Annotated in this window: 22 protein-coding genes and 3 tRNA genes; 20 read left to right on the top strand and 5 right to left on the bottom strand. The window is 25.0% G+C overall.

Annotated elements, in window-relative coordinates; genetic code table 4:
* Window positions 1-57: 57 nt before the first annotated feature.
* Window positions 58-810, bottom strand: coding sequence for a type III pantothenate kinase (locus tag STURON_RS00770; protein ID WP_075047987.1), 753 nt, complete (start codon window positions 808-810; stop codon window positions 58-60).
* 70 nt (window positions 811-880) lie between these two features.
* Here STURON_RS00770 and coaD point away from each other — a divergent pair, with 70 nt between their 5' ends.
* From coaD to STURON_RS00825, 11 genes are all read left to right on the top strand, one after another.
* A complete protein-coding gene (coaD, locus tag STURON_RS00775) occupies window positions 881-1327 on the top strand; it encodes a pantetheine-phosphate adenylyltransferase (RefSeq protein WP_075047988.1) in 447 nt (148 codons plus the stop codon).
* Between the two features lie 21 nt (window positions 1328-1348).
* On the top strand, window positions 1349-2605 hold the full coding sequence (locus tag STURON_RS00780) for a hypothetical protein (RefSeq protein ID WP_075047989.1): 1257 nt from the start codon (window positions 1349-1351) through the stop codon (window positions 2603-2605).
* 64 nt (window positions 2606-2669) lie between these two features.
* The gene (locus tag STURON_RS00785) at window positions 2670-5564 is read left to right on the top strand and encodes a 2-oxo acid dehydrogenase subunit E2 (protein WP_075047990.1); all 2895 of its coding nucleotides are present in this window, start codon (window positions 2670-2672) and stop codon (window positions 5562-5564) included.
* 89 nt (window positions 5565-5653) lie between these two features.
* Complete coding sequence (locus tag STURON_RS00790; protein WP_075047991.1) at window positions 5654-7447, top strand: ABC transporter permease; 1794 nt, start codon at window positions 5654-5656, stop codon at window positions 7445-7447.
* A gap of 123 nt (window positions 7448-7570) precedes the next feature.
* Window positions 7571-7646, top strand: a tRNA-His gene (locus STURON_RS00795).
* Between the two features lie 44 nt (window positions 7647-7690).
* On the top strand, window positions 7691-8971 hold the full coding sequence (locus tag STURON_RS00800; RefSeq protein ID WP_075047992.1) for a hypothetical protein: 1281 nt from the start codon (window positions 7691-7693) through the stop codon (window positions 8969-8971).
* Window positions 8949-9374, top strand: coding sequence for a hypothetical protein (locus tag STURON_RS00805; RefSeq protein ID WP_075047993.1), 426 nt, complete (start codon window positions 8949-8951; stop codon window positions 9372-9374). Before STURON_RS00800 ends, STURON_RS00805 begins: the two co-directional genes overlap by 23 nt.
* Window positions 9375-9398: 24 nt before the next feature.
* Window positions 9399-9629 carry an acyl carrier protein gene (locus STURON_RS00810; protein WP_075047994.1) on the top strand — a complete coding sequence of 77 codons (231 nt, stop codon included), beginning with the start codon at window positions 9399-9401 and terminating at the stop codon, window positions 9627-9629.
* On the top strand, window positions 9619-10068 hold the full coding sequence (locus tag STURON_RS00815; protein ID WP_075047995.1) for a Fur family transcriptional regulator: 450 nt from the start codon (window positions 9619-9621) through the stop codon (window positions 10066-10068). The genes STURON_RS00810 and STURON_RS00815 overlap by 11 nt, the downstream gene beginning before the upstream one ends.
* 32 nt (window positions 10069-10100) lie before the next feature.
* A tRNA-Trp gene (locus STURON_RS00820) sits at window positions 10101-10176 on the top strand.
* A 42-nt stretch (window positions 10177-10218) separates the two neighbouring features.
* Window positions 10219-10294: transfer RNA gene (locus STURON_RS00825), tRNA-Trp, on the top strand.
* Between the two features lie 50 nt (window positions 10295-10344).
* Here STURON_RS00825 and STURON_RS00830 read toward each other — a convergent pair.
* The 3 genes from STURON_RS00830 to STURON_RS00840 are packed head-to-tail and all read right to left on the bottom strand — an operon-like array spanning window position 10345 to window position 12906.
* Window positions 10345-11223 (bottom strand): DegV family protein, encoded by an 879-nt coding sequence (locus tag STURON_RS00830; RefSeq protein WP_075047996.1) that lies wholly within the window; start codon window positions 11221-11223, stop codon window positions 10345-10347.
* 9 nt (window positions 11224-11232) lie between these two features.
* Window positions 11233-12066, bottom strand: coding sequence for a DegV family protein (locus STURON_RS00835; RefSeq protein ID WP_075047997.1), 834 nt, complete (start codon window positions 12064-12066; stop codon window positions 11233-11235).
* A gap of 9 nt (window positions 12067-12075) precedes the next feature.
* On the bottom strand, window positions 12076-12906 hold the full coding sequence (locus tag STURON_RS00840; RefSeq protein WP_075047998.1) for a DegV family protein: 831 nt from the start codon (window positions 12904-12906) through the stop codon (window positions 12076-12078).
* Between the two features lie 82 nt (window positions 12907-12988).
* Between STURON_RS00840 and ytpR the strand changes: the two genes are divergently transcribed.
* The 9 genes from ytpR (at window position 12989) to pgsA (ending at window position 19828) form a co-directional block, all read left to right on the top strand.
* Entirely contained in the window at window positions 12989-13567 is a 579-nt protein-coding gene (gene ytpR / locus STURON_RS00845) for a YtpR family tRNA-binding protein (protein WP_075047999.1), read from the top strand.
* On the top strand, window positions 13552-14607 hold the full coding sequence (locus STURON_RS00850; RefSeq protein WP_075048000.1) for a nicotinate phosphoribosyltransferase: 1056 nt from the start codon (window positions 13552-13554) through the stop codon (window positions 14605-14607). Before ytpR ends, STURON_RS00850 begins: the two co-directional genes overlap by 16 nt.
* 19 nt (window positions 14608-14626) lie before the next feature.
* Window positions 14627-15466 (top strand): hypothetical protein, encoded by an 840-nt coding sequence (locus tag STURON_RS00855; protein WP_075048001.1) that lies wholly within the window; start codon window positions 14627-14629, stop codon window positions 15464-15466.
* A 19-nt stretch (window positions 15467-15485) separates the two neighbouring features.
* Window positions 15486-16181, top strand: coding sequence for a hypothetical protein (locus STURON_RS00860; RefSeq protein WP_075048002.1), 696 nt, complete (start codon window positions 15486-15488; stop codon window positions 16179-16181).
* A gap of 139 nt (window positions 16182-16320) precedes the next feature.
* Window positions 16321-16668, top strand: a complete 348-nt coding sequence (locus STURON_RS00865) for a hypothetical protein (protein ID WP_075048003.1) — start codon at window positions 16321-16323, stop codon at window positions 16666-16668.
* Between the two features lie 14 nt (window positions 16669-16682).
* Complete coding sequence (locus STURON_RS00870; protein ID WP_075048004.1) at window positions 16683-17180, top strand: hypothetical protein; 498 nt, start codon at window positions 16683-16685, stop codon at window positions 17178-17180.
* Window positions 17181-17183: 3 nt separating this feature from the next.
* The gene (tyrS, locus tag STURON_RS00875; RefSeq protein WP_075048005.1) at window positions 17184-18437 is read left to right on the top strand and encodes a tyrosine--tRNA ligase; all 1254 of its coding nucleotides are present in this window, start codon (window positions 17184-17186) and stop codon (window positions 18435-18437) included.
* Window positions 18438-18448: 11 nt separating this feature from the next.
* Entirely contained in the window at window positions 18449-19174 is a 726-nt protein-coding gene (locus STURON_RS00880) for a hypothetical protein (protein WP_075048006.1), read from the top strand.
* A 12-nt stretch (window positions 19175-19186) separates the two neighbouring features.
* A complete protein-coding gene (gene pgsA / locus STURON_RS00885) occupies window positions 19187-19828 on the top strand; it encodes a CDP-diacylglycerol--glycerol-3-phosphate 3-phosphatidyltransferase (RefSeq protein WP_075048007.1) in 642 nt (213 codons plus the stop codon).
* Between the two features lie 12 nt (window positions 19829-19840).
* On the opposite strand, the gene rpsD is transcribed toward pgsA, so the two are convergent.
* The gene (gene rpsD, locus STURON_RS00890) at window positions 19841-20458 is read right to left on the bottom strand and encodes a 30S ribosomal protein S4 (RefSeq protein ID WP_075048008.1); all 618 of its coding nucleotides are present in this window, start codon (window positions 20456-20458) and stop codon (window positions 19841-19843) included.
* Window positions 20459-20567 lie beyond the last annotated feature (109 nt).

The following is a 20567-nucleotide window of genomic DNA, read 5'->3' on the forward strand; positions in this document are numbered from 1 at the left end:
AACCGGTTGAAAAACCGGTTTTTTTATTACTACAATTTTAAAGGCTCAACATATAATTTATTTATTAATCATCATTAACATACCTTTAAAAATTAATGATTCATCATATATAAAACCATTGTGATTAATTTCATCAACAAAATTCTGAGAGTAACCGCCAGTAATTATTACATTTTTAATTTTATATTCATTCATTAAAAAGTTAGTGTAGTTATATATCATAATATAATGTAGATTAAAAATACCAATTGAAATTGCATCTATTGTATTCGTACCAATCATTAAACTTGATTTTTCATAATGATAGTTTTTTAAAAGTGCAGCCTTTCCTATAAGTCCATTTAATGCAGTTTCTAATCCAGGACAAATCACAGTACCTAGTAAACAATTTTCTTTAATAACCATAATTGTAGTTGCTGTTCCCATAGAAACAACAATTGCATTATTAAAATTATAATACTTTGTAGCACCATAATAATTTGCAATAAAATCTGCACCAAGAATATCAAACTTATCGATTTTAAAGTTGTTTAAATTATGTTTAAAACTATTTTTTATATTCAATAGTTCAATGTTTTTAAAAGTTGAGTATTCTTCGATTATTTTAGTTCAAGATGGGACAACTGATGAGTAAATTATTTTTGTAAAGCTTAATTTATTTTTTATAAAATATTCATCAAGGTTGTGACAATTTTTATAATACTCATCATCAGTTAAAGGTCTCATTATTTCTTTAAAATTATTACATTCATCATTATACATTCTAAAGTCAACTGTTGTATTACCAACATCTATAAATAAATACTCCATTTTTTACCCCTTTTTTAAAAATATTATCATATTTATGATTTTATTTTATAAAAAAATATAAAATATCTATATGGTAAATATAGGTAAAAAAATTGCAATCTATCCAGGAAGTTTTGACCCTTTTCATAATGGTCATTTGAATATTCTTAATAAGGCATTAAAATTATTCGATTTCGTATATATTGTAATAACTAAAAACATTAATAAAAACGAAAATCCAGATCTTGAATCAAGGGTTAATAAGATTCAATTAATGATAAGTGATTTGGATAATACAAAAATATTAATAAATAAAGATTATTTGACAATCGATTTTGCAAAAAAAGTAAATGCAGGATTCATTGTTAGAGGAGTTAGAGATACAGAAACGTTTCAAAATGAAATAGAGTTTATTGATGCCAACAAATCTTTAAATAGTAATATTGAAACTATTTTACTTGTATCAGATTTAAATGAAAGAAAGCTATCCTCTTCGATTATTAGAGAAATAGAGTTTTATAAAAATAATAATAAGTAGTTTTTAGTATAAAGGTGATATATGAAAATAAATAAAAATTTAGAATTTTCAATAAAATTTATTTTGTTAATCTCAATGATATTATTTTTAATATTTGATTTTTTATTGCAAATGTATGATCCAAAAATAAATATGTATGGAATTCCTATATATGATAGAATAGATATTTATTTTGCATATTTTACAACACAATCCAACTACATTGTTGTGGGTTATTTATTTATTGCAATACTTTATAAACAAATATATAATAAAAACCTAAGTTTGGGTGTAGAACTTGCAATAACAGTTTATATTACTTTAACTATGGTAGTATTTTGAATAGGAATTTTCTCCTTGCAAGGTGATGATGATAAAACTAACATACCTAATTGAATATCAACGGTTGTTTTACATCTTATCATACCACTTATAATGATAGGATATTTCATTATATCTTGTGGAAACTTTTATATATCATTTAAAAAACATTTAAAATTTACTTATGTAGCAATTACTTGTTATCCATTGATGTACTTATTATTTATTTTAATAAGAGGAAATTATCGATTTAAGCAATACTCCCCTAGTTTTTTTAATGACATTTATAGTAATAAAGATCATTGAATATGAAACTATTTCTGAACAAGCTCAAATGGTGTAATTGATAGTAACGTAAAATATGATAGTCAAATGTGATATCCATATTGGTTTTTAAACTTAAATAGTTATGAACTAAAAACAGGTGATAAAATATGAAGTACAAATATGAATCACCCATATTGAGTAACAGTAACTTTGTTTGTTATTGCTGTTTTTTGCGTTGCTTCATTGGTAACAGGTTTACAATTTTTGTACTTGAAAATTAATAATGACAAATATTATAGTTGGCATGATGTTAATGACAATTTATTAACAATTGAAGAGTACAAAAAAAGAAAATTAAGAATTAAATTAATTAGAAAAGAAAATATAAGAATTTTAAAAGAAATGATTCTTTTGAATAATACTAAAATGCTTATGTTTAAAAAGCATATAAAAAAATTACCAAGTGATGCAAAAATTGAAACTTTAAATTATTATAATAAATTATTAGATGCAGAAAAATATCTATTTTATAGTTATCGTAAAAAAGTGAAATTAGATAAACAAAATTATAAAAAATATATAAAGCATTTATTGCAAAACGTCAGCTTTAAAGATAGATTATTTGTAAAAGATAATTTAAGAGAGGCTGAGAGGTTTAAAAAGCTTATAAAAAAAGGTATAATAATATCAAGGTCTCAATATGTTGACTAATAGAGGTTTGCTTGACCTTTATTTTTTGTAATTAATTCGTCACATTATTATTTAGGGGTGTTTTATGGTCCATCTTAGAGCTAGAAATTTGCCTTTAAAAGGTATTTTAAAAGATTGATTATTCAAAGGTAACCATACTGCTTTTGGTGAAGATTTTGCATTAATCAAATTAGAAGATGGTAGAGAAGTTAAAATAAAATCAAATTATAATGGAATGATTACAAAGACAATTAAAATCGGTAGCCCTGTGAAAAATGGCAGTATACTTGCCAATATTGCAATTGGTGAAAAAGAAATTCAAAAATTAGTTTCCAAATCAAATAAAAAATCAAATGATAACAAGGAAATTGATATACCCGAAGCAGCTGAGTCAAGACTTGTTGATGCAGAAACTGATGCAGACACTTTTTCAGGTGCTGTTGTTTACAATAAGTATAATCAAGCAATTACTCCTTTCTCATCAACATCAGAAGATATAAAAGATACACCTGAAAAAATGAAAGAAATTGAAGATAAGGATTTAAATATTATGGCATCTCCATCTACTAATAAAGATAGATTCGCTCAAATGAGAGAAAATATCAGAAACTCTATAAAAAATGCTCCTCAAAACAAGTTAATGGGAGATTTACCTAAAGAAGAACTTTTAAAAATAACAAATAGTGAAATACTTAATAGTTCTGGTAATAATAGCAATAACCTTTTTGCTAAAGATGATTTAACAGGTGTAAGTAAGTTCAGACAAATAATTCAAGCTAGAAAAGAAAAGTTACTTGAAGAAAATGATTTTAAAGAAGTTGAGGATAATACTAATCAATTAAATGCTATGTCTAAATTAGATGAAAAAGGCAGACCATTGATAATGAGAAATATTATTAAATCAAGGATTGAAAAACTAGCAGCAGCAGGGGGAGACACTTCTGTTTTAGAAAGAGATATTGTGGCAACAAAAGAAAACGCTATAATTGACAGCCAAAGGAGTGCGGTTATGCAGAATCAAAATAGACAGCAAGATTTTAATAAATTAATGAATAATAATAATGAAGATTCATATATGAGACAAAGATCATCTGAAGATGGTGATTTTGGTGTTTCATATGGTGGTTATGTAGAAGATAAAGAACCAACAGTTATAGATGCTAATTCACTTTCTAAATATGGAGGGTCAGTATTGCCACAAAAAGATGCTCAACAACTTGTAGGAGAATTAAACTCAAAGGGTCAAAAAACATATGCAGAGTCTAAATTATCTAGCTTATATGATAACAAAAAAAGATGAAACTTAATTAAAGATAGAGATGAAAGAAATGTTATAAACTTAAGGAGACAAGCTGTTGAACAAGGTTTAAATGAAGATAAAATGCTATTTTCTAAGGCTATAAAAAAAACTGGATTACCAGCAGAATTTACTAAAGAAGTACCTTTTCAAAATCCAGACACTGGTAAAGTAGAGTACATTAGATATATGGATACTCCAAGAGGAAGTAAAGAATTTGAAGGTTGACTTAGAGCATCAAATCTTTATACTGCTTATAAGGATGAAATGAAATATTTAAACTCTGGAGAACCTGTTAATGCTAATAATAATTTCAATGATCTACCAGATAATAAGTATGTAAAAACAAATGAAGAACACAACATGAATCAAAACATTAGCAGTAATCAAAGTTACGCTAATAATTATTCTAATGTCAATAAATTTCAAAATGAGCAAATCAATCAGTCTAACATACCTAGCAATTTAAGTGAAAATGTAACAAACAACAATAACAATATTAACGCTGAGAATATTAATATTGAAAACGAATTAATTAAACAAGGTAAAGAGTTACAAAAACAAGCTGATGAAAAAGTTGCTGCAAAGGCAATTAATTATTTACAAAAGGAAATAGCTGAGTTAAAAAGTTCTTTAGAACAACAGAACCAATTAAATAATGCAACAAATAGGTTAAATCAACAATCACATTTCCAAGGTACAAATGATTTATTTGGACAAATGATGCAATATATGTTGATGCAAAATATGATGCAAAATTTAAATCCAAAAAAAGATACTAATATAGATGATATAAAATCTTTAATAAAAAATGAAATTAAAGATTTTACTAATAAAATTAATACAGAAATATCTCAAGAAGAAGAAGTTAGTAAATTAAAAAAGGAAACTGAAAAATTAAGAGAAGAATTAAAAGTTGTTAGTTTTGAAAAACAAAAACCTGATAATACAATCGGTTATTTAAATTATGAGAATAATCAAGAAAACAAATTTGTAGAACGTACAAGGGTTAATGAAAACAGAAATAGTGCAGTAAAATCAATGATATTAAGTCAAAGTTATATTCCACCATTGACAATTTCAACTGATATAGATATGAGTTCTATACTAAAATTAAAACACGTTCTTAGACAAACTCAATCTAATGTTAAATTTACAACAATAGCTTTTATAGCTAAAACAATTTCAATAGCTTTAAGAGACTATCCAAAATTAAATTCTAGTTATGATCCAGAAACTAATGAATTAGTGATTAAAAAGTTTCATAATATTGGATTAGCAACTGAGACTAGTGAAGGTTTAATTATACCAGTTTTAAAATTTGTTGAAAAATTAACAATTAAAGAAGTGGCAATTGATATAAAAGAAATTACTCAAAGATTAAGAAGAGGTATAATAAACGATTATGAATCAGAAGGAAGTACAATAACCATTGCAAATTATGGTAATATTGGAGCTATCCAAGCAACACCAACAATATTTTATCCAAATGCTGCAGTAATTGGTGTTGGTAAGATTGTAAAAAAACCTGTAGTTGTTGATAATGAAAAACTTGCTATAAAAGCAATCATGAATATGAGTTTGACAGTTGATCAAAGAATAATAGATGCAGCTGAGGCAGGAAGGTTTATGGCTAGAGTAAAACAAATTTTAGAAAAACCTGAAATGCTAACAGTTTCTTAATATTTTATTAATTATCAATAAAATATAGCTGTTTTATTTAATATTATGTTATTTTAGAATAAATAAGGATAAGGTATGATATTTACAATATGAAGAAAAGTATAACCAATGTAAATTGCTTTAAAATAATTTATTTTTTATTTAAAAATTTATTATTTGATAAAACATTTATATATTTTAATATTGTAACAATAGCTTTTTCAGTACTATTTTCTATTTATACTTCGTTTTTAAAAGATAATAGTCAAGTAGCTATTTATTTTGACTTCTACGCATTATTTTTTATTGGAGTTGTAATGTTTATGCTTATAATAAGGATTAACTTTTATTTCTTTGTAAGAAAAACCGAAGATAGAACAATATTTGTTACTTTATCGAATGTTGTATCAAGATTAAATTTACTTTTTAGTATTTATTTATGTGGTTTGATAATAATTTTGTCTCAGGTTTTATTCAGTTTTATTTTTTTTAATTTGATGTTTTCTATTTTTCATTTTGATAATTCATTAATATTACAAAAAACCTTCACGTTCCTTTGGTTTGCACCTTTATTATTGTTTTGTTTATCCAATTTTGTAATTTTCTTATTAATTTTTTTTAATAATCAAGTAACAATGACTTTCTTAACATTATTACTGACTTTCACTTTTGTTGCAAATTTACCTTTAAAGTTTATTAAAAGTAGTGAAGAAACAACAATATTAAGCTTTAATAATATAAAAAATGGTAAAAATCAACTTTATAATGTTAATGATATATATGAAGCGTTAGATTTACAGAATTATATAAATAACAATATGATTAAGTTCAAATATTTATCTAAATTTATAAATAATTTTTTGATTTCTCCAAATAACAGTATAGACAAAAGTGAGTTATCAAATGATAAAAATAAATTATTAAGATCAAATCTTTGAACAGAATTAGGTTTGATAGTTGAAGATAATCAAGTTGCAAAAATTAATGATGTTACTTTTAGAAAACTAAATTATAGTAATAATGAGATTCCTCAGAATTGAGTGAAGGATTTTATGAGCAATAAAAACCGACATTATGATTTAACATTATCTTTTAATAAAAGGTTTATTAATATAAATGAACTAAACAAGCTAATTTTGAATGAAAAAGATGATGATAAAAAACTAATTTTAAATGATTTATATAAATTTCAAGAATTTATTAACGGTTATTATACTAACTTACAAAGTAGTTTTTATAGTTTATTTGATGATTTTATATTTTTTAATGATAAGCAAAGTAAGATTGATGCAAAACCAGGTGAATGTAGTGAACAATCTAATGATTGCAGTGCTGATTTAAAAGTGGAAGTTTTAAAGGCAAATTATGTAGCAATGTTTGCAAATATTAGTAATAATAATGATATTTTATTTAATGATAGTATTAGCAATGATTTAGAAAGATTTGTTAAGCAAACATTAAATTATCCTTTAATGATTGCTATAAGATTATTAGAAAATTATTTTGTCTCTTACACAACAACTTATAAAAAAATTATAAATAGTCAACTAGATCTTAATAATGAGGATTATAAGAAATACAATTCAACTAGAAATATTTTTACATATTTTACAATTTTTAGTCCTTTTTATGGTTTGTGGAGTAATTATACTTATTATTCAGGTTATTCATTTGATGATTTATGATTTAATCCATATAGCGATTCTAAAATTGATTTATATAGTCAACAAAATATTTTTATGCCCTATGTTCAATATAATTTTATAATTGATAATGATGGTAAGATCTTACCAAACACATATGATTATTTCATTTCTCCATCTTCATACATAATTTTTTATTTGATAATTACTTACATTGCAATTGCTTGCTCTTATTGAAAATTCAAAAGAATAAGTTTTTAATTATTAGTATTGTTATTAACTTTTATACTTTTCTAAATATTAAATTATAACTTCAAACAATTAATTTTAATAATTTACTTGCTTATAAAAATTTATTTAGTATAATATTAAAGTTAAATTATGGCGTACATGGCGAAGTGGTTAACGCACCGGGTTGTGGTTCCGGCATTCGAGGGTTCAATTCCCTTTGTACGCCCCATTTATTGAAAAAAAACTTATTTTTTTTGAAAATAAGTTTTTTTTATGTCGAAATATAAATGGGGTGATAATATTTTTACAACAAATATAAATAATCAGCAACTCAGAGAGAATGATCCAAATAAAGATAAACATATAAAAATTAGTTCTGATGTCAAAAATGCATTGTCATTTGATATAGTATTCTTTAATCATGTATTTAAAAATGATAACGAAGAATACTATAAACTATTTTTAAGGCCTGCGCCCAATGATGACAACAATCTTGAAATTGAGCTTAATAGCAACAAAACCATTACTACGATATTCAATATACATGGCAAGTTTTTCATTAATACAAAAGATGGTTTTAAAAGTTTAAAAAACGAAGAGAGTAAAGATATATTTATTTTCGATTCTATTGATGGTGGATATGATTTATTAAAACCCATATTTATTTATTTTAGAGGACATCAATTTAAAGAGTTACATATACCTTTAAGTTTATTAGAAGGAGTTAGTCAAATCTCTTTAACCTATCAGTTACAATACCAAGCAACAAAATTCTTTAAACCTGAAAATAGTGGAAAAATTCAAATTGATTTAGTAAATTCAATTGACTATGTAGAAAACAATAATAACATTCAAAAAATAAAACTATACAATAAAGCTTCAACTTATATCCAACAAATTCCTTATATAGTAGATGGAGCAAATTCCTATAATGAAATTATAAATGAACTTTATGAAATAGAAATGGAAGATAAAAACAATAAGTTCATTGACAAAAATTATCATTTAAATACATATTTTGAATCTAAAGTAACTGATTCAATAAAGGAGCTATTATATCCTGGAATGGAACAAACAATTAATACTTTTATTAATAAAACAAACTATGATTTAAACTTTAAAACACAATCAGAAATAGTTGCTTCATCTGAGTTTCCAAAATATTATGATATTAAAAATTATAAAGATAAGATTAAAATTGAAAATAACAAGTACTTTTTTTCACTTGATAATAAAACTAACTTTAGCTACCCAAGTAATAAAGTTACTGAATGTGATTCATTAGATTGTAGTAATGGTATACTTTATAGCCCACTATATAGTGGCCCCTTAATTTTTAGTAAAACTATAAATATTAATGGCATAATTCTTACCTTAGATTTTAAAGTTTCTAATAATGATTTATATAAATTAAATTTAATTAGTTCAGATACAAAGAATCTTTTTTCAGAAAACTACGTTGTTAAAATAGATTTAGAAAAAATAAGTAAAATGTTTAACAAAGATAAGGAAGGAGTAATTAGTTATATAAATGAGAACCAAACAAAAATATAAGAAGATATTTTTTATTTCCTTAATTTTAACTTTTGTATTAAGTATTTTTATTACTATAATAATTTTCATTGTAAATTCAAATAAAAGTTATATTTCATCATCACCAGAAATTGAAAATAAAGAGCCAGATGAGAAAGATAAAAAAGATTTTAAAAGTGATAATTTAACCATTGGTTTCAATACAGCACAGAATATTTATATTTTACAAAGAAATAAAGATAACTATTATTTTCATTTTAATAATTTTAAATACTTTTTTTTACTAGAGTTTTATAAACTAGGGCCCATAAGTAGCAATGTAAACTTTCAATTCTCTTTGGATGATGAAAATAATACTAGGTCAATTAATGTTATTTATAAACTAGATTTAAAAGATTATTATTGGTTATTTAAAATAAATTAATATATAATTATAAATGGTGATTATATGAATATTTTAGAAGAAATAAAAAAAGAGTTAGTAAAAAAAGGTGCTAAAGGTAACATATCTAAAGAAACATCATTTAAAGATATGGAAATTGACTCATTAGATCTAATGGATTTAGTAGTTAGTTTAGAAGCAAAACTAGAGATTAGTATATCAGATGATGATCTTTTATCATTAAAAACTGTTAATGATGTTGTTCTAATTATTGAAAAATTAAAAAATGAAAAATAATATAGAAAGTTATATATCTTATTTCAAGAATAAAAAAATTAAAATAACAGACGTGAGAATGTCAATGTTAAAAGCAATTACAACTATGAAACACTTTACAACGCCGGAATTGATCTCCTTTGTTGAAAAGGATTTAGGAACTGTAAATGTAATGTCAATATATAATAATATAGATTTATTTTTAGAACATCATCTTTTATTTTCTAACTCAATTGATGGTAAGCAAATCGTTTATGAAGTGCTCTCTAAAAGCCTAGTACATATTTTATGTGACACTTGTGGAAAAATTCAAGATTTAGAAGATGATAGTTTCAATTTAAAATGTGAAAACACGTTTGTTGAATTATTAGCAAATTCGCAAAATAAATTGATGCATTCAAAAGTTGAATTACATGTATTATGTAATGAATGTTCAATTTTAAAAAAAACAGATAATTAAGTACCAAAAATGTTATAATAATTTGGTGCTATAGGGGTATAGTTCAGTTGGTAGAACATCGGACTTCAAATCCGAGTGTCGTGGGTTCAAGTCCTGCTACCCCTGCCATTAATGAAATAAAAAACCTATATAATGGGTTTTTTTTATACTAGGGGTATAGTTCAGTTGGTAGAACATCGGACTCCAAATCCGAGTGTCGTGGGTTCAAGTCCTGCTACCCCTGCCATTAATGAAACATAAAAAAATAAAAGTGTTACAATTAGTAACACTTTTATTTTAATTTCTATCTGAAAAAACTTTTGGTAATAAAAACTTTTTAATTGCAATCAAGCCAATAGTATCTTCACCTGCATGTCAAGGAAATAACAATGACATTTCCTCTTCTATATAATTCATTGAGTTATCTTTTAAGTAATTTTTAAGAGTGTTAACTATTTTGGGATTAACTTCTTTTTTTCTAGCTATTAAGATAACTTCAAAATCTGAATCTAGTTCTTTATTAATAGTTGTAACAGTTTTTTCAAAAAGAGAGTTATAAGTTCGACTTATTCCTATTTTTTTAGGTTTTCTTCCTCACTGTATCGCAACTTTAGCCTTAACCATTTTTAAAAACTTCAATATTACCATTTTAGCTCTTCCACCTCTTGCGAGAGTTTGAAGATTACTAGGTATTAATGCAAGAAAAGAATTATTTTCTCATTCCTCCGCTTCTTTTTGAAAAACTTCTATATCAGTTATACCATCATTTATCATTTGTTCAAACTTTAAGGCTAAATATTTTAATGCATTTGATGCCATACTATGTTTTATAACCGTTACCTTACCTTCATAAGGTTGCTCTGAGGAAACTAAAAAAGCAGTTTGCATCATGCTTGATAAATTTTCTGGCATTGAGATATGTATTATGTGATCATAATTTTCAAGCATTTTATCATATTTAACCATTAGCTCACCTGGAGAAGCCTGCGATGTTGACTTTTTCTTTTCAGATTTTAACTCCTCAGACAAATTATTAGCTTCAATAATTTCCTCAGTATCTAAAAAATCATTTTCATTATCGACAATAAGATGTAATGGTAGCACATCAATTATCTTAGAGTTATATTCTCCTATTTTAAAGCATGCAGAGCTATCAACCAAAATACCAATTTTCATTTTTCTCACCTATCTATTTCTTCACACACCAAGTGCAAATGTTTCTAAACCTGTATGACAAGTTATAGTATTTGGGATTTCTTCAAATAAATTTATTTGAAAACCATGTTTATTAACTATTTCTTTTACTGTATTTATTAGTTCTTCACTACTTTTTGAAAATGATATGTCTATTATTTTTGAGTTTGGTTGCTTCTTTTTTAATAATAAAACTGCATCTTCAATTGCTTTCTTAAAAGTCCTAGTTTTAGCCTCTTTATCAATTGTTCCATCATATTTCAGAATTGGTGTTATTTTAAGAATTTTAGCTAAACCTGCAGCTGCTTTACTTATTCTACCACCACGAACTAATTGGTCTAATTTTTTTGGAATAATAAATACATTAAAATTTTTATTATCCTTTTCTAAAATATTACAAATATTTTCAATCTTTTCACCTTCTTTTAATAAGTCAATTGTTTGAAGTAGTTGTTTCTTTAATACGATACTCACCCCATTTGTATCAACTACTAATATTTTACCCTTGTATTTTTCTTCTTCTGATAACATTTTACAAGTAGAATATTGTCCAGATAAACCCTTAGATAATAATAAACATATCACCTTATCATAACTTTCAAGTAATTTATCTCATAATTTCATCATTTCACCAGGTATTGTCTGTGAAGTTTTTAACATCTCTTTTTCATATAAATTATAAAACTCATCTTGAGTTAAATTCTCATCATCAGCAATTTGTTCACCATTTTCCTTTGTTATCATTAATGGTGCTAAATATAAATCTTTGTAATCTTTAACATTCTTTACGCCCGCAGACGAATCAATTATAATTGCATTTCTCATTCTTTTCTCCTAATATAAATTTGGAATGAAAGCAAAAGTTTCCAAACCAGTATGACAAGTAATTATATTTGGTAATTCTTCTCAAATACCTACATTAAATCCTTTATCGTCTATTAATGATTTTACCAAATCTATTGTTTCTATATTACTTTTTGAATAGGCAATATCCAGAGGTAATTCATTAGAATAAGTTTTTTTTAACAGATCTAAGGCTGTAGATACTGCTTTCTTGAATGTTCTAGTTTTACCCTCCTTATCAATTGTGCCATCATATTTCAGAATTGGTGTTATTTTAAGAATTTTAGCTAAACCTGCAGCTGCTTTACTTATTCTACCACCACGAACTAATTGGTCTAATTTTTTAGGTATTATATAACCAATTAAGTTTTTAGATATTTCTTCTACATCGTGAATTATTTTTTCAATACTTAAACCATTTTTTATAGCTTTTTGAATAAAATCAACTTGTCTTTTTAATAAGATGCTTACTCCATTTGTATCTACAATATAAACTTTATTTTTATATTTATCTTCAGAACTAAACATTTTAAAAGTATTATATTGGCCCGATAAGCCTTTAGATATTAATATGCATACAATCTTATCATAGTCACATAATAGTTGATCCCACTTATTTAACATAACTCCTGGTATTGATTGTGATGTTTTTAGTAGTTGTGATTCATTTAATTTATAAAATTCCTCAGAACTAAAGTGTTCATCATCAGCAATTTGTTCACCATTTTCTTTTGAAATCATTAGTGGAACTAAAAATAAATCAGAGTAATCTTTTAAATTTTTTATACCACTTGCCGAGTCGATTACAATTGCAATTTTCATTATTTCTCCTTTATTTAAAAATCCATTATATTATATAATTGATTTATAATTATTCCAAATAATTGAAAGGTATAAATAAAATATGAAAATCTTTTTAAATTATGTCAAAAATTTTAGTTGTATTATTGTTACATTAAGTGACAGTGTCGTAAGTAAAACTGAAAATGAAGATAATATTTCATTACTTTATAATGAAAAAGAGTTAGTTGGTATTAATATTTTTAATGTAAACTTAGATGATTATCAAAATAAGTTAGAAGATAAAAATTTAATAAATGTAGTTAATAATGAACTTGAAAAAATTAATATAAAATTAACTTTTGAAAACCAATTTATAATTGCAAAAGTTGGGAGATTAGAAAGCATACCAAATACTCACTTATCATTATGCAAGGTAGATAATGGTTCAGAATGGTTACAAGTTGTTTGTGGAGCAAAAAATGTTAGAGAGGGAATGTTTGTTGCTTTAGCAACTGTAGGGTCATGGTTACCTAATGGAATACAATTAAAAAAAAGTCAAATTGCTGGATTTGATTCTTATGGAATGCTTTGTTCTAAAAAAGAATTAAACATTAAAAATGACAATATTAATGATATAGGTATAATGGATCTTAATACTTCTGAAAGTATGTTAGGGGAATCTTTATGAAAAATTCTATAAACAAAATCAATTTTCACTTTGATGAACGTATTAAGTCTGATTTCTATACAGCAGATTATTTCGTTAAAACTAGAAATATTATAAACAACCAACTTAAAGATTCAACTTTTACAATGCAATGATTCCAAAGACAGAAGGATGTATTTTTTTGTGGAAGTGAAATAATAAAAAAATTATTAGAATTTAAAGGTTCAAAAGATATTATTTTTGAATATTTAGAAGAAGGTTCAATAATACAACCTTTTGAACCTGTATTAAGAATAACTGGAAAATACAAAGATTTCTGTGACTTAGAAGGTTTAATCGATGGAATATTATCTCGCTCTACTACTGTTGCAAATAATGCACATAAAATCAAGTTAGCTGCTAATAATAAACAAGTCATTAATATGAACGATAGAATGGATATATATTTGAATCAACAAATTGATGGATATTCATCTTTCGTTGCTGGTTTAAGCAATTTAGTAACTCCAGCATCATTTGAGTACTTAGGAATTAAACCAAATTTAAAAGGTACAATGCCTCATTCATTAATTGCTGCATTTAATGGAGACATTACACTTGCAGCAAAATCATATTTAAATCAATACCCTGACAATAATCTTGTTGTTTTAGTTGATTATAACAATGATGTAATTAATGATTCAATAAAAGTTTGTAATGAACTTAAGGATAAAGTATATGCTGTTAGAATTGATACTTCTGCAAATTTAATAGATAAGTCCCTAGAATTATTAGATATTAATAATGAAGAGTTATATGGAGTTAATGTAACCTTAGTTAAATTGTTAAGAGATGCATTAGATTTTAATGGATTTAATAATGTGAAAATTGTTGCTTCATCAGGTTTTGATGAAAATAAAATTGCTGAATTTGAAAGTAAAAACTCAATGGTTGATATATATGGAGTTGGAGAAGCACTAACAAAAAATAAAATTAACTTCACAGGTGATGTAGTTAAAGTAAATGGATTAGAACAAGCAAAATTTGGTAGAAAATTTATAGAATCTTTTAGACTTAAAAGTATAAAATATTAATAAAGAAAAGAGGTTTTTTATGGCTATTTTTAAGAAAAAAACTCACAAGAATAAGCAAAGCGAGTATGCAAAGCTTGAAGAAGAAAGAGTCCCAAATCATTGAACATTTAATGATGATCCATTGTTAAATATGGAACCAGTTTTTTCTGACCAAATAAAACCAGGCGAAGATTCAAATAAGGTTTCACCTCAACCACAAACAAAATCAGATAAGTTAGCTTCGATTAAAGATAATTTAAGAAAATCAAGACAAGAAAAGGTTGAAGGACCATTAGGTCATATAATAAATGGTGCTATTAAAAAATCTCAGGATATACAAAATCAAGTTATTGAAAATGACCCAGTAATTGCTAAACTTCATAAAATTGAAGAACTAAGAAAAACAGGCGGTGTTGATGACAGTGTTTACACTGATGTAAATAAAATAAAAGCAAACAGTGTTTCATATTCTGAAAGAGCAAAGAAATATCATGAAAAAAACTCAACAGTAGTTTTAGAAACAGAATTAGATAGAGTTAAGAGATTGTCTAAAATTTCAAAAAGTAGAGTAGAAAATAAAAGTGTGGGAGATTATATAAACAGAAGTAAATTTTCAATTGGTTCAATCAGTAAAGAAGATAACAAACTTAAAAAACTGGAAAGTAAAGTTAAAGAAACTCTTGAATTAATTAAAGAAAAGAAACAAAAATATATTGATGATGAAGTTAATATGACACTTGAAATGATTAACTCAATGACATTTGAAAATGATGATACAAAAGAAGAATTCTTAGTCGATAAAATTAATGAATTTAATAAACTTTTAAATCAAAAGGAAAAAAGCATTCTTATCAAACCCAGAAGAAAATCAACAAAGTAAAAGATAAATAGGTGATTATATGAGTAAAAAAAATAATTCAGAACTAAATTATGATGAATTAGCTAAAAAAAGATTTGAAGAAGTAAAAAATAGTGATAAACTAATGGGTTCAGACAAAAGTGATAAGGAAGAATATTATATACCTAAACGTAAATTTTTAAATGAAGACATTAAACATAATCAAAAAGAAAAATTAATAACTCCAAGAAAAAAGAAAAATTTACCATTTACTAAGGATCAAAAAAAAGAGATCGAGCAAACTGTAACTTTAGTTAAAAAAGAATATAAAACTAAAACTAAAGAAGAAGAAAAGTTTGAAAAGAAACTATTAAAAGAACGAAATAAAGTCGAAAAAATAGTCATTAAAGCATCTAAAAAGCTAGAATCTCTTGTTAAAACAGAAGAAGTTGACTTTAAAGAAGTTGAACAAACTTTGGAGTTACACGATAATAATATTGAAAAAATTAATCAAATTGATAATGAATTAAATACTTTAATTTTATCAAACCCTCAATTATCTTTAAAAGACAGAAGAAAATTTATTTATAAAAAAGCATACAATGCAGAAACAGAACGTGCAAGAAGATTATTAGAAATGAAAAATAAAAAACAAATGGGTTGATCAGATCAAAACTTTGTAGAAGAAAAAAAAGAAGTTAAAAGAGGTCCTAGTGGATGAAAAGAAAGATTAGGCATTATTGAAGAAGAAGACTAATTATTTATCAGTTAAACTAGTACATTTTTAATTTAACTTTTTAAATTTAATAAATTATAAGCATAATTATTTTGTGACTATATTTTTTAAAGTATTATGCATAACTATTGTATAATTTTATTATGTAATGGAGACAAATATGAAATTATTATATATTTTAGCATCTAGTATGGAAACCACACAAAATGTATTGATTATAATATTGCTAGCAATAGCAATTATTTTAGCACTATATTCAATAATAACATTGCGAAAAGTAGGTATAGCAGCAAGAAAAGTTGACTATTTTTTTGAAGATTTAACTTATAAATCAGAAATGATGAATGCTACTGTTGATACAATTGCAAAAGTAACAAACTATTTTGATATATTTGACGCTTTTGCAAAAAGAAATGTTAAATCTTGAGTAAAAGTTGCAACTAAAAATAAAGATGTATTTTATAAATTAGTTGACAAATTAAGAGATTTTGCAAACTCTGAAGATTAAAAAGGAAGATTAGTATGTTTAAATTATTAAAGTTATCAACTTGGATGTTTTTAGGTATGATGTTAGCACCAAAAAGAGGTGTTGAAATAAGAAAAGATTTTGTAGAATATCTTAAAAAATACAGACCTCAAATAAAAAAATTTATAGCTGCATTAGAAGATACTTGAGAAAAAAGTCAGAGTGAAGAAAATGACGAAGTAATTGCAAATATTGAAATGAAACTTTCTAATATTAGGAATGCTAGTGATGAATTAGACAATGCTAAAACAAAAGAAATTGCTTATAAAGCCTTACAGAAGTTGGGAAAAGCAAGTTTGCAAGTGGGAAAAGACTTCGCAAAGTCTAAAAATGCACAATTGATAGCTAAAGACTTAGCTTCAATTGCTGTAGATGTGATTGATCAAGCTGATGTTGCATATTCAAAAGTTAAAGATGTATCTATTAGTATGAGTGATGATGTATTAGAACTTGAAGATTCAAAAAAAGTAAAAAAAGAAATCAAGGAGAAATAATTGATGGAGTTTATTAATATAATTGAAGAACTAAAAGCTAGAAAACTCCTAAAACAAGTTACCAATGAATCAAAATTATTAGATGCACAAAAAAACTCCAAATCTATTTATTGCGGTTTTGACCCAACAGCAGACTCTTTACATGTTGGTCATTTAATACAAATATTAAATTTAAAACGCTTTGCTAAGTATGGATTTAAGCCTTTAGCTATAGTTGGTGGAGCAACTGCTATGATTGGCGATCCAAGTTTTAAGAGCCAAGAAAGAAAGCTTTTAGATTTAGATACAGTAAAAGTAAACATTAAAGGAATTTCTACGCAATTAGATAAATTAATTCCTGAAATTAAAGTACTTGACAACGCTGATTGAATAAACAAATTATCTTTAATAGATTTTCTTAGAGATATAGGAAAACATTTCAATTTAGCATATTTATTATCAAAAGAAAACATTTCATCTAGAATTGATAAGGGTCTAAGTATAACAGAATTTTGTTATACAATGATACAAGGTTATGATTTTAGTCATTTGTATAATAATTATGATTGTTATGTCCAAATTGGAGGTTCTGATCAGTGAGGTAACATAACAAGTGGTATAGATTATATTTCAAGTATCATAGGAAGTGTTAATTCAAAGGCCTGTGGTTTAACAATTAATTTATTACTAAAAAAAGATGGTATAAAATTCGGAAAAACAGAGTCAGGTACAATTTGATTAGATAAAACTAAGACATCTGAATATGAGTTTTATCAATTTTTTTTAAACCAAGATGATGAAGATTGTGAAATACTTTTAAATTTTTTAACTATGATTGATGTTAAAGAGATTGAAACATTGATGTCAGAACATAAAAAAGAACCTTATAATAGAATTGCTCAAAAAAGGCTAGCAGAGGAAATAACAAAATTTGTTCATGGTCAAGAAGGTTATGACAAAGCATTAAAAATTTCGAATGCTTTATTTAGTGGTAACCTAGATAAACTTAATAAAGATTATTTATTGTCATTATTTAAAACTTTTGATATTATTAAAGTTGAGAATGATTTAAATATTTTAGATTTTCTTATTTCAGGATCTATAATTTCCTCAAAAAGAGAGGGAAGAGAACTTTTAAAAGACAAAGCTATCTCAATAAACTTTTTAAATAACTTAGATGAAAATTTAATAATAGATTCTAAATTTGCAACTATTGAAAATTACATTTTAGTAAAAAAAGGTAAAAAAAAGTACTTTGTTTTAGAAATCAATAAATAGGGAGGAATTTTATGACAATTAATGAACTTGTTGTTATAACACTTGATGATTTTATAAGTTATTTAAATAATGAATGTTTTAAAAACTTAAAACTAAATGGTAAAAATTTATATTTAAATATTGATGCATCAAAGTTTAATTGTGAAAACCCATCTTTATCAAAAACTGAATGAAATGATATTATAAACGCGATAAGACAAGAAAATCAGGAAACCTTGGCTAAAAAGAATTGTGATCTTAAAAATTTTGCAAGAATAGAGATGAATCTTATATCAGCTGCGTCCGGTATTAATAAAGTTATTTCATTACATAAAGAGTTTAATGAATTAGGTTTTTGAAACGGTGAAAAAACCGCAACTTTTAATGAGAAATTTGTTCTAAAAAAAATAAATTTGTCTGCACAAAGTTTAATTAAAGAGTTTGCAGCTATTTATGAAAATTTAAAAAATGAACAAATTTTTAATGAGTTAAATTTATTGTTAAAAAAAATAGTTGTGTCAACAGACTTAAATGAAATATTAAAATTATCAAGTGAATTATTATTAAAGCAAAATCAAGTATTAAATTTAGATTACTTTGTTGATTATAATAAGTTAGTTAATGAGTATAATTGAATTCATGACTTTGTAAAAATATCGCATGTAAATGCAGAGTTTGTAAATTTGATTATTATAATCGAAGTACTTACAAATTCAATAAAAGATAAAATATATATTCCAACTGCTATAAAAGCATAGAAAAGATAATCCATGAATTGAGCAAATAAAATAACAATATCTAGATTAATTTTAATACCAATAATTGTAGTTTTATTTTTACTATCTCCAAGGTTTTATAATGTATGAACACAATCAATTTCTATAAATAATTTTGAATTATCTTATGCTGAACTAATATCTGGCATTTTATTTATAATTGCTTCATTAACAGACTTTTTAGATGGATTTATTGCTAGAAAGTTTAATCAAGTAACAACTTTTGGTAAGTTTTTTGATGCAATAGCAGATAAATTATTAACAAATTCAGTTATAGTATTATTTAGTGCAGCAAAAATTATACCTGTTTATATAGGCATAATATTAATTTGTAGAGATTTTTTAATAGATGTTTTAAGACAGATCCTAGCAGTTAAAAATGTTGTATTAGCAGCAAACAAAATGGGTAAATATAGAGCAGCATTTATAATGGTAGGATTATCAATTTTATTTTTCCTCTCTTATCACAACTTTAAATTCACTGATTATAAATATTTATGGGGAGAGTATGGTCTAATTAATCAGTTGTTACTTTTACCTTTATATATAGGCACAATACTCTCTGTATCTTCTGCAATAAATTATTTATTGTTAAGCAAAGATGCATTAAAAAATAATGATAAAAAAAATGGATAAATGTCCATTTTTTTATTTTATTAATCTGTTGTATCATTCAACTATAAGTGCTTCATTAATTTCTTGATTTAACTCATTTCTTTCTGGTAATCTATCAAATTTACCTTCCAACTTAGTTTTATCAAATTTAACAAAATCTACTGTAGATGCGTTTGAAGCTAATGCCTCAACAATTTTTTCATTTTTTTTCATTTTGTCTTTAACTGAAATTATTTCACCTACTTGTACAGTATATGAAGGAATATCTAATTTTTTACCATTTACTAAAATGTGACCGTGAGTTACAAGTTGTCTAGCTCCTTGTCTTGTTTGTGCTAAACCCATTCTATAAACAATATTGTCTAATCTTGATTCTAATAATCTTAGAAAGTTAGTACCTGTTATACCTGATACTTTTTTAGCTCTTGCATATGTATTTCTAAATTGTCTTTCAGTAACACCATACATAAATTTCACTTTTTGTTTTTCTTGTAATTGTTGACCATACCCAGATAGTTTACTTCTTCTTGAACCATGTTGTCCAGGAGCAGTTACTCTCTTCTTACCTTTTGAAAATTCTTTACCAGTTTCTAAAATAGAAAAACCGTATCTTCTTGCTTTTTTGAAGGTTGAACCTCTATATCTTGACATATTTTCTCCTTTATATTATTGTGGAAAATCATAAACAAAGATAAACTCTATTAAAGGAAGTCTATATTCGCCTTAATTCTGCAAAGGTTACTTGACATTATAGACTAAT

This window comes from Spiroplasma turonicum, from assembly GCF_001262715.1.
GTDB lineage: Bacteria > Bacillota_I > Bacilli_A > Mycoplasmatales > Mycoplasmataceae > Spiroplasma_A > Spiroplasma_A turonicum.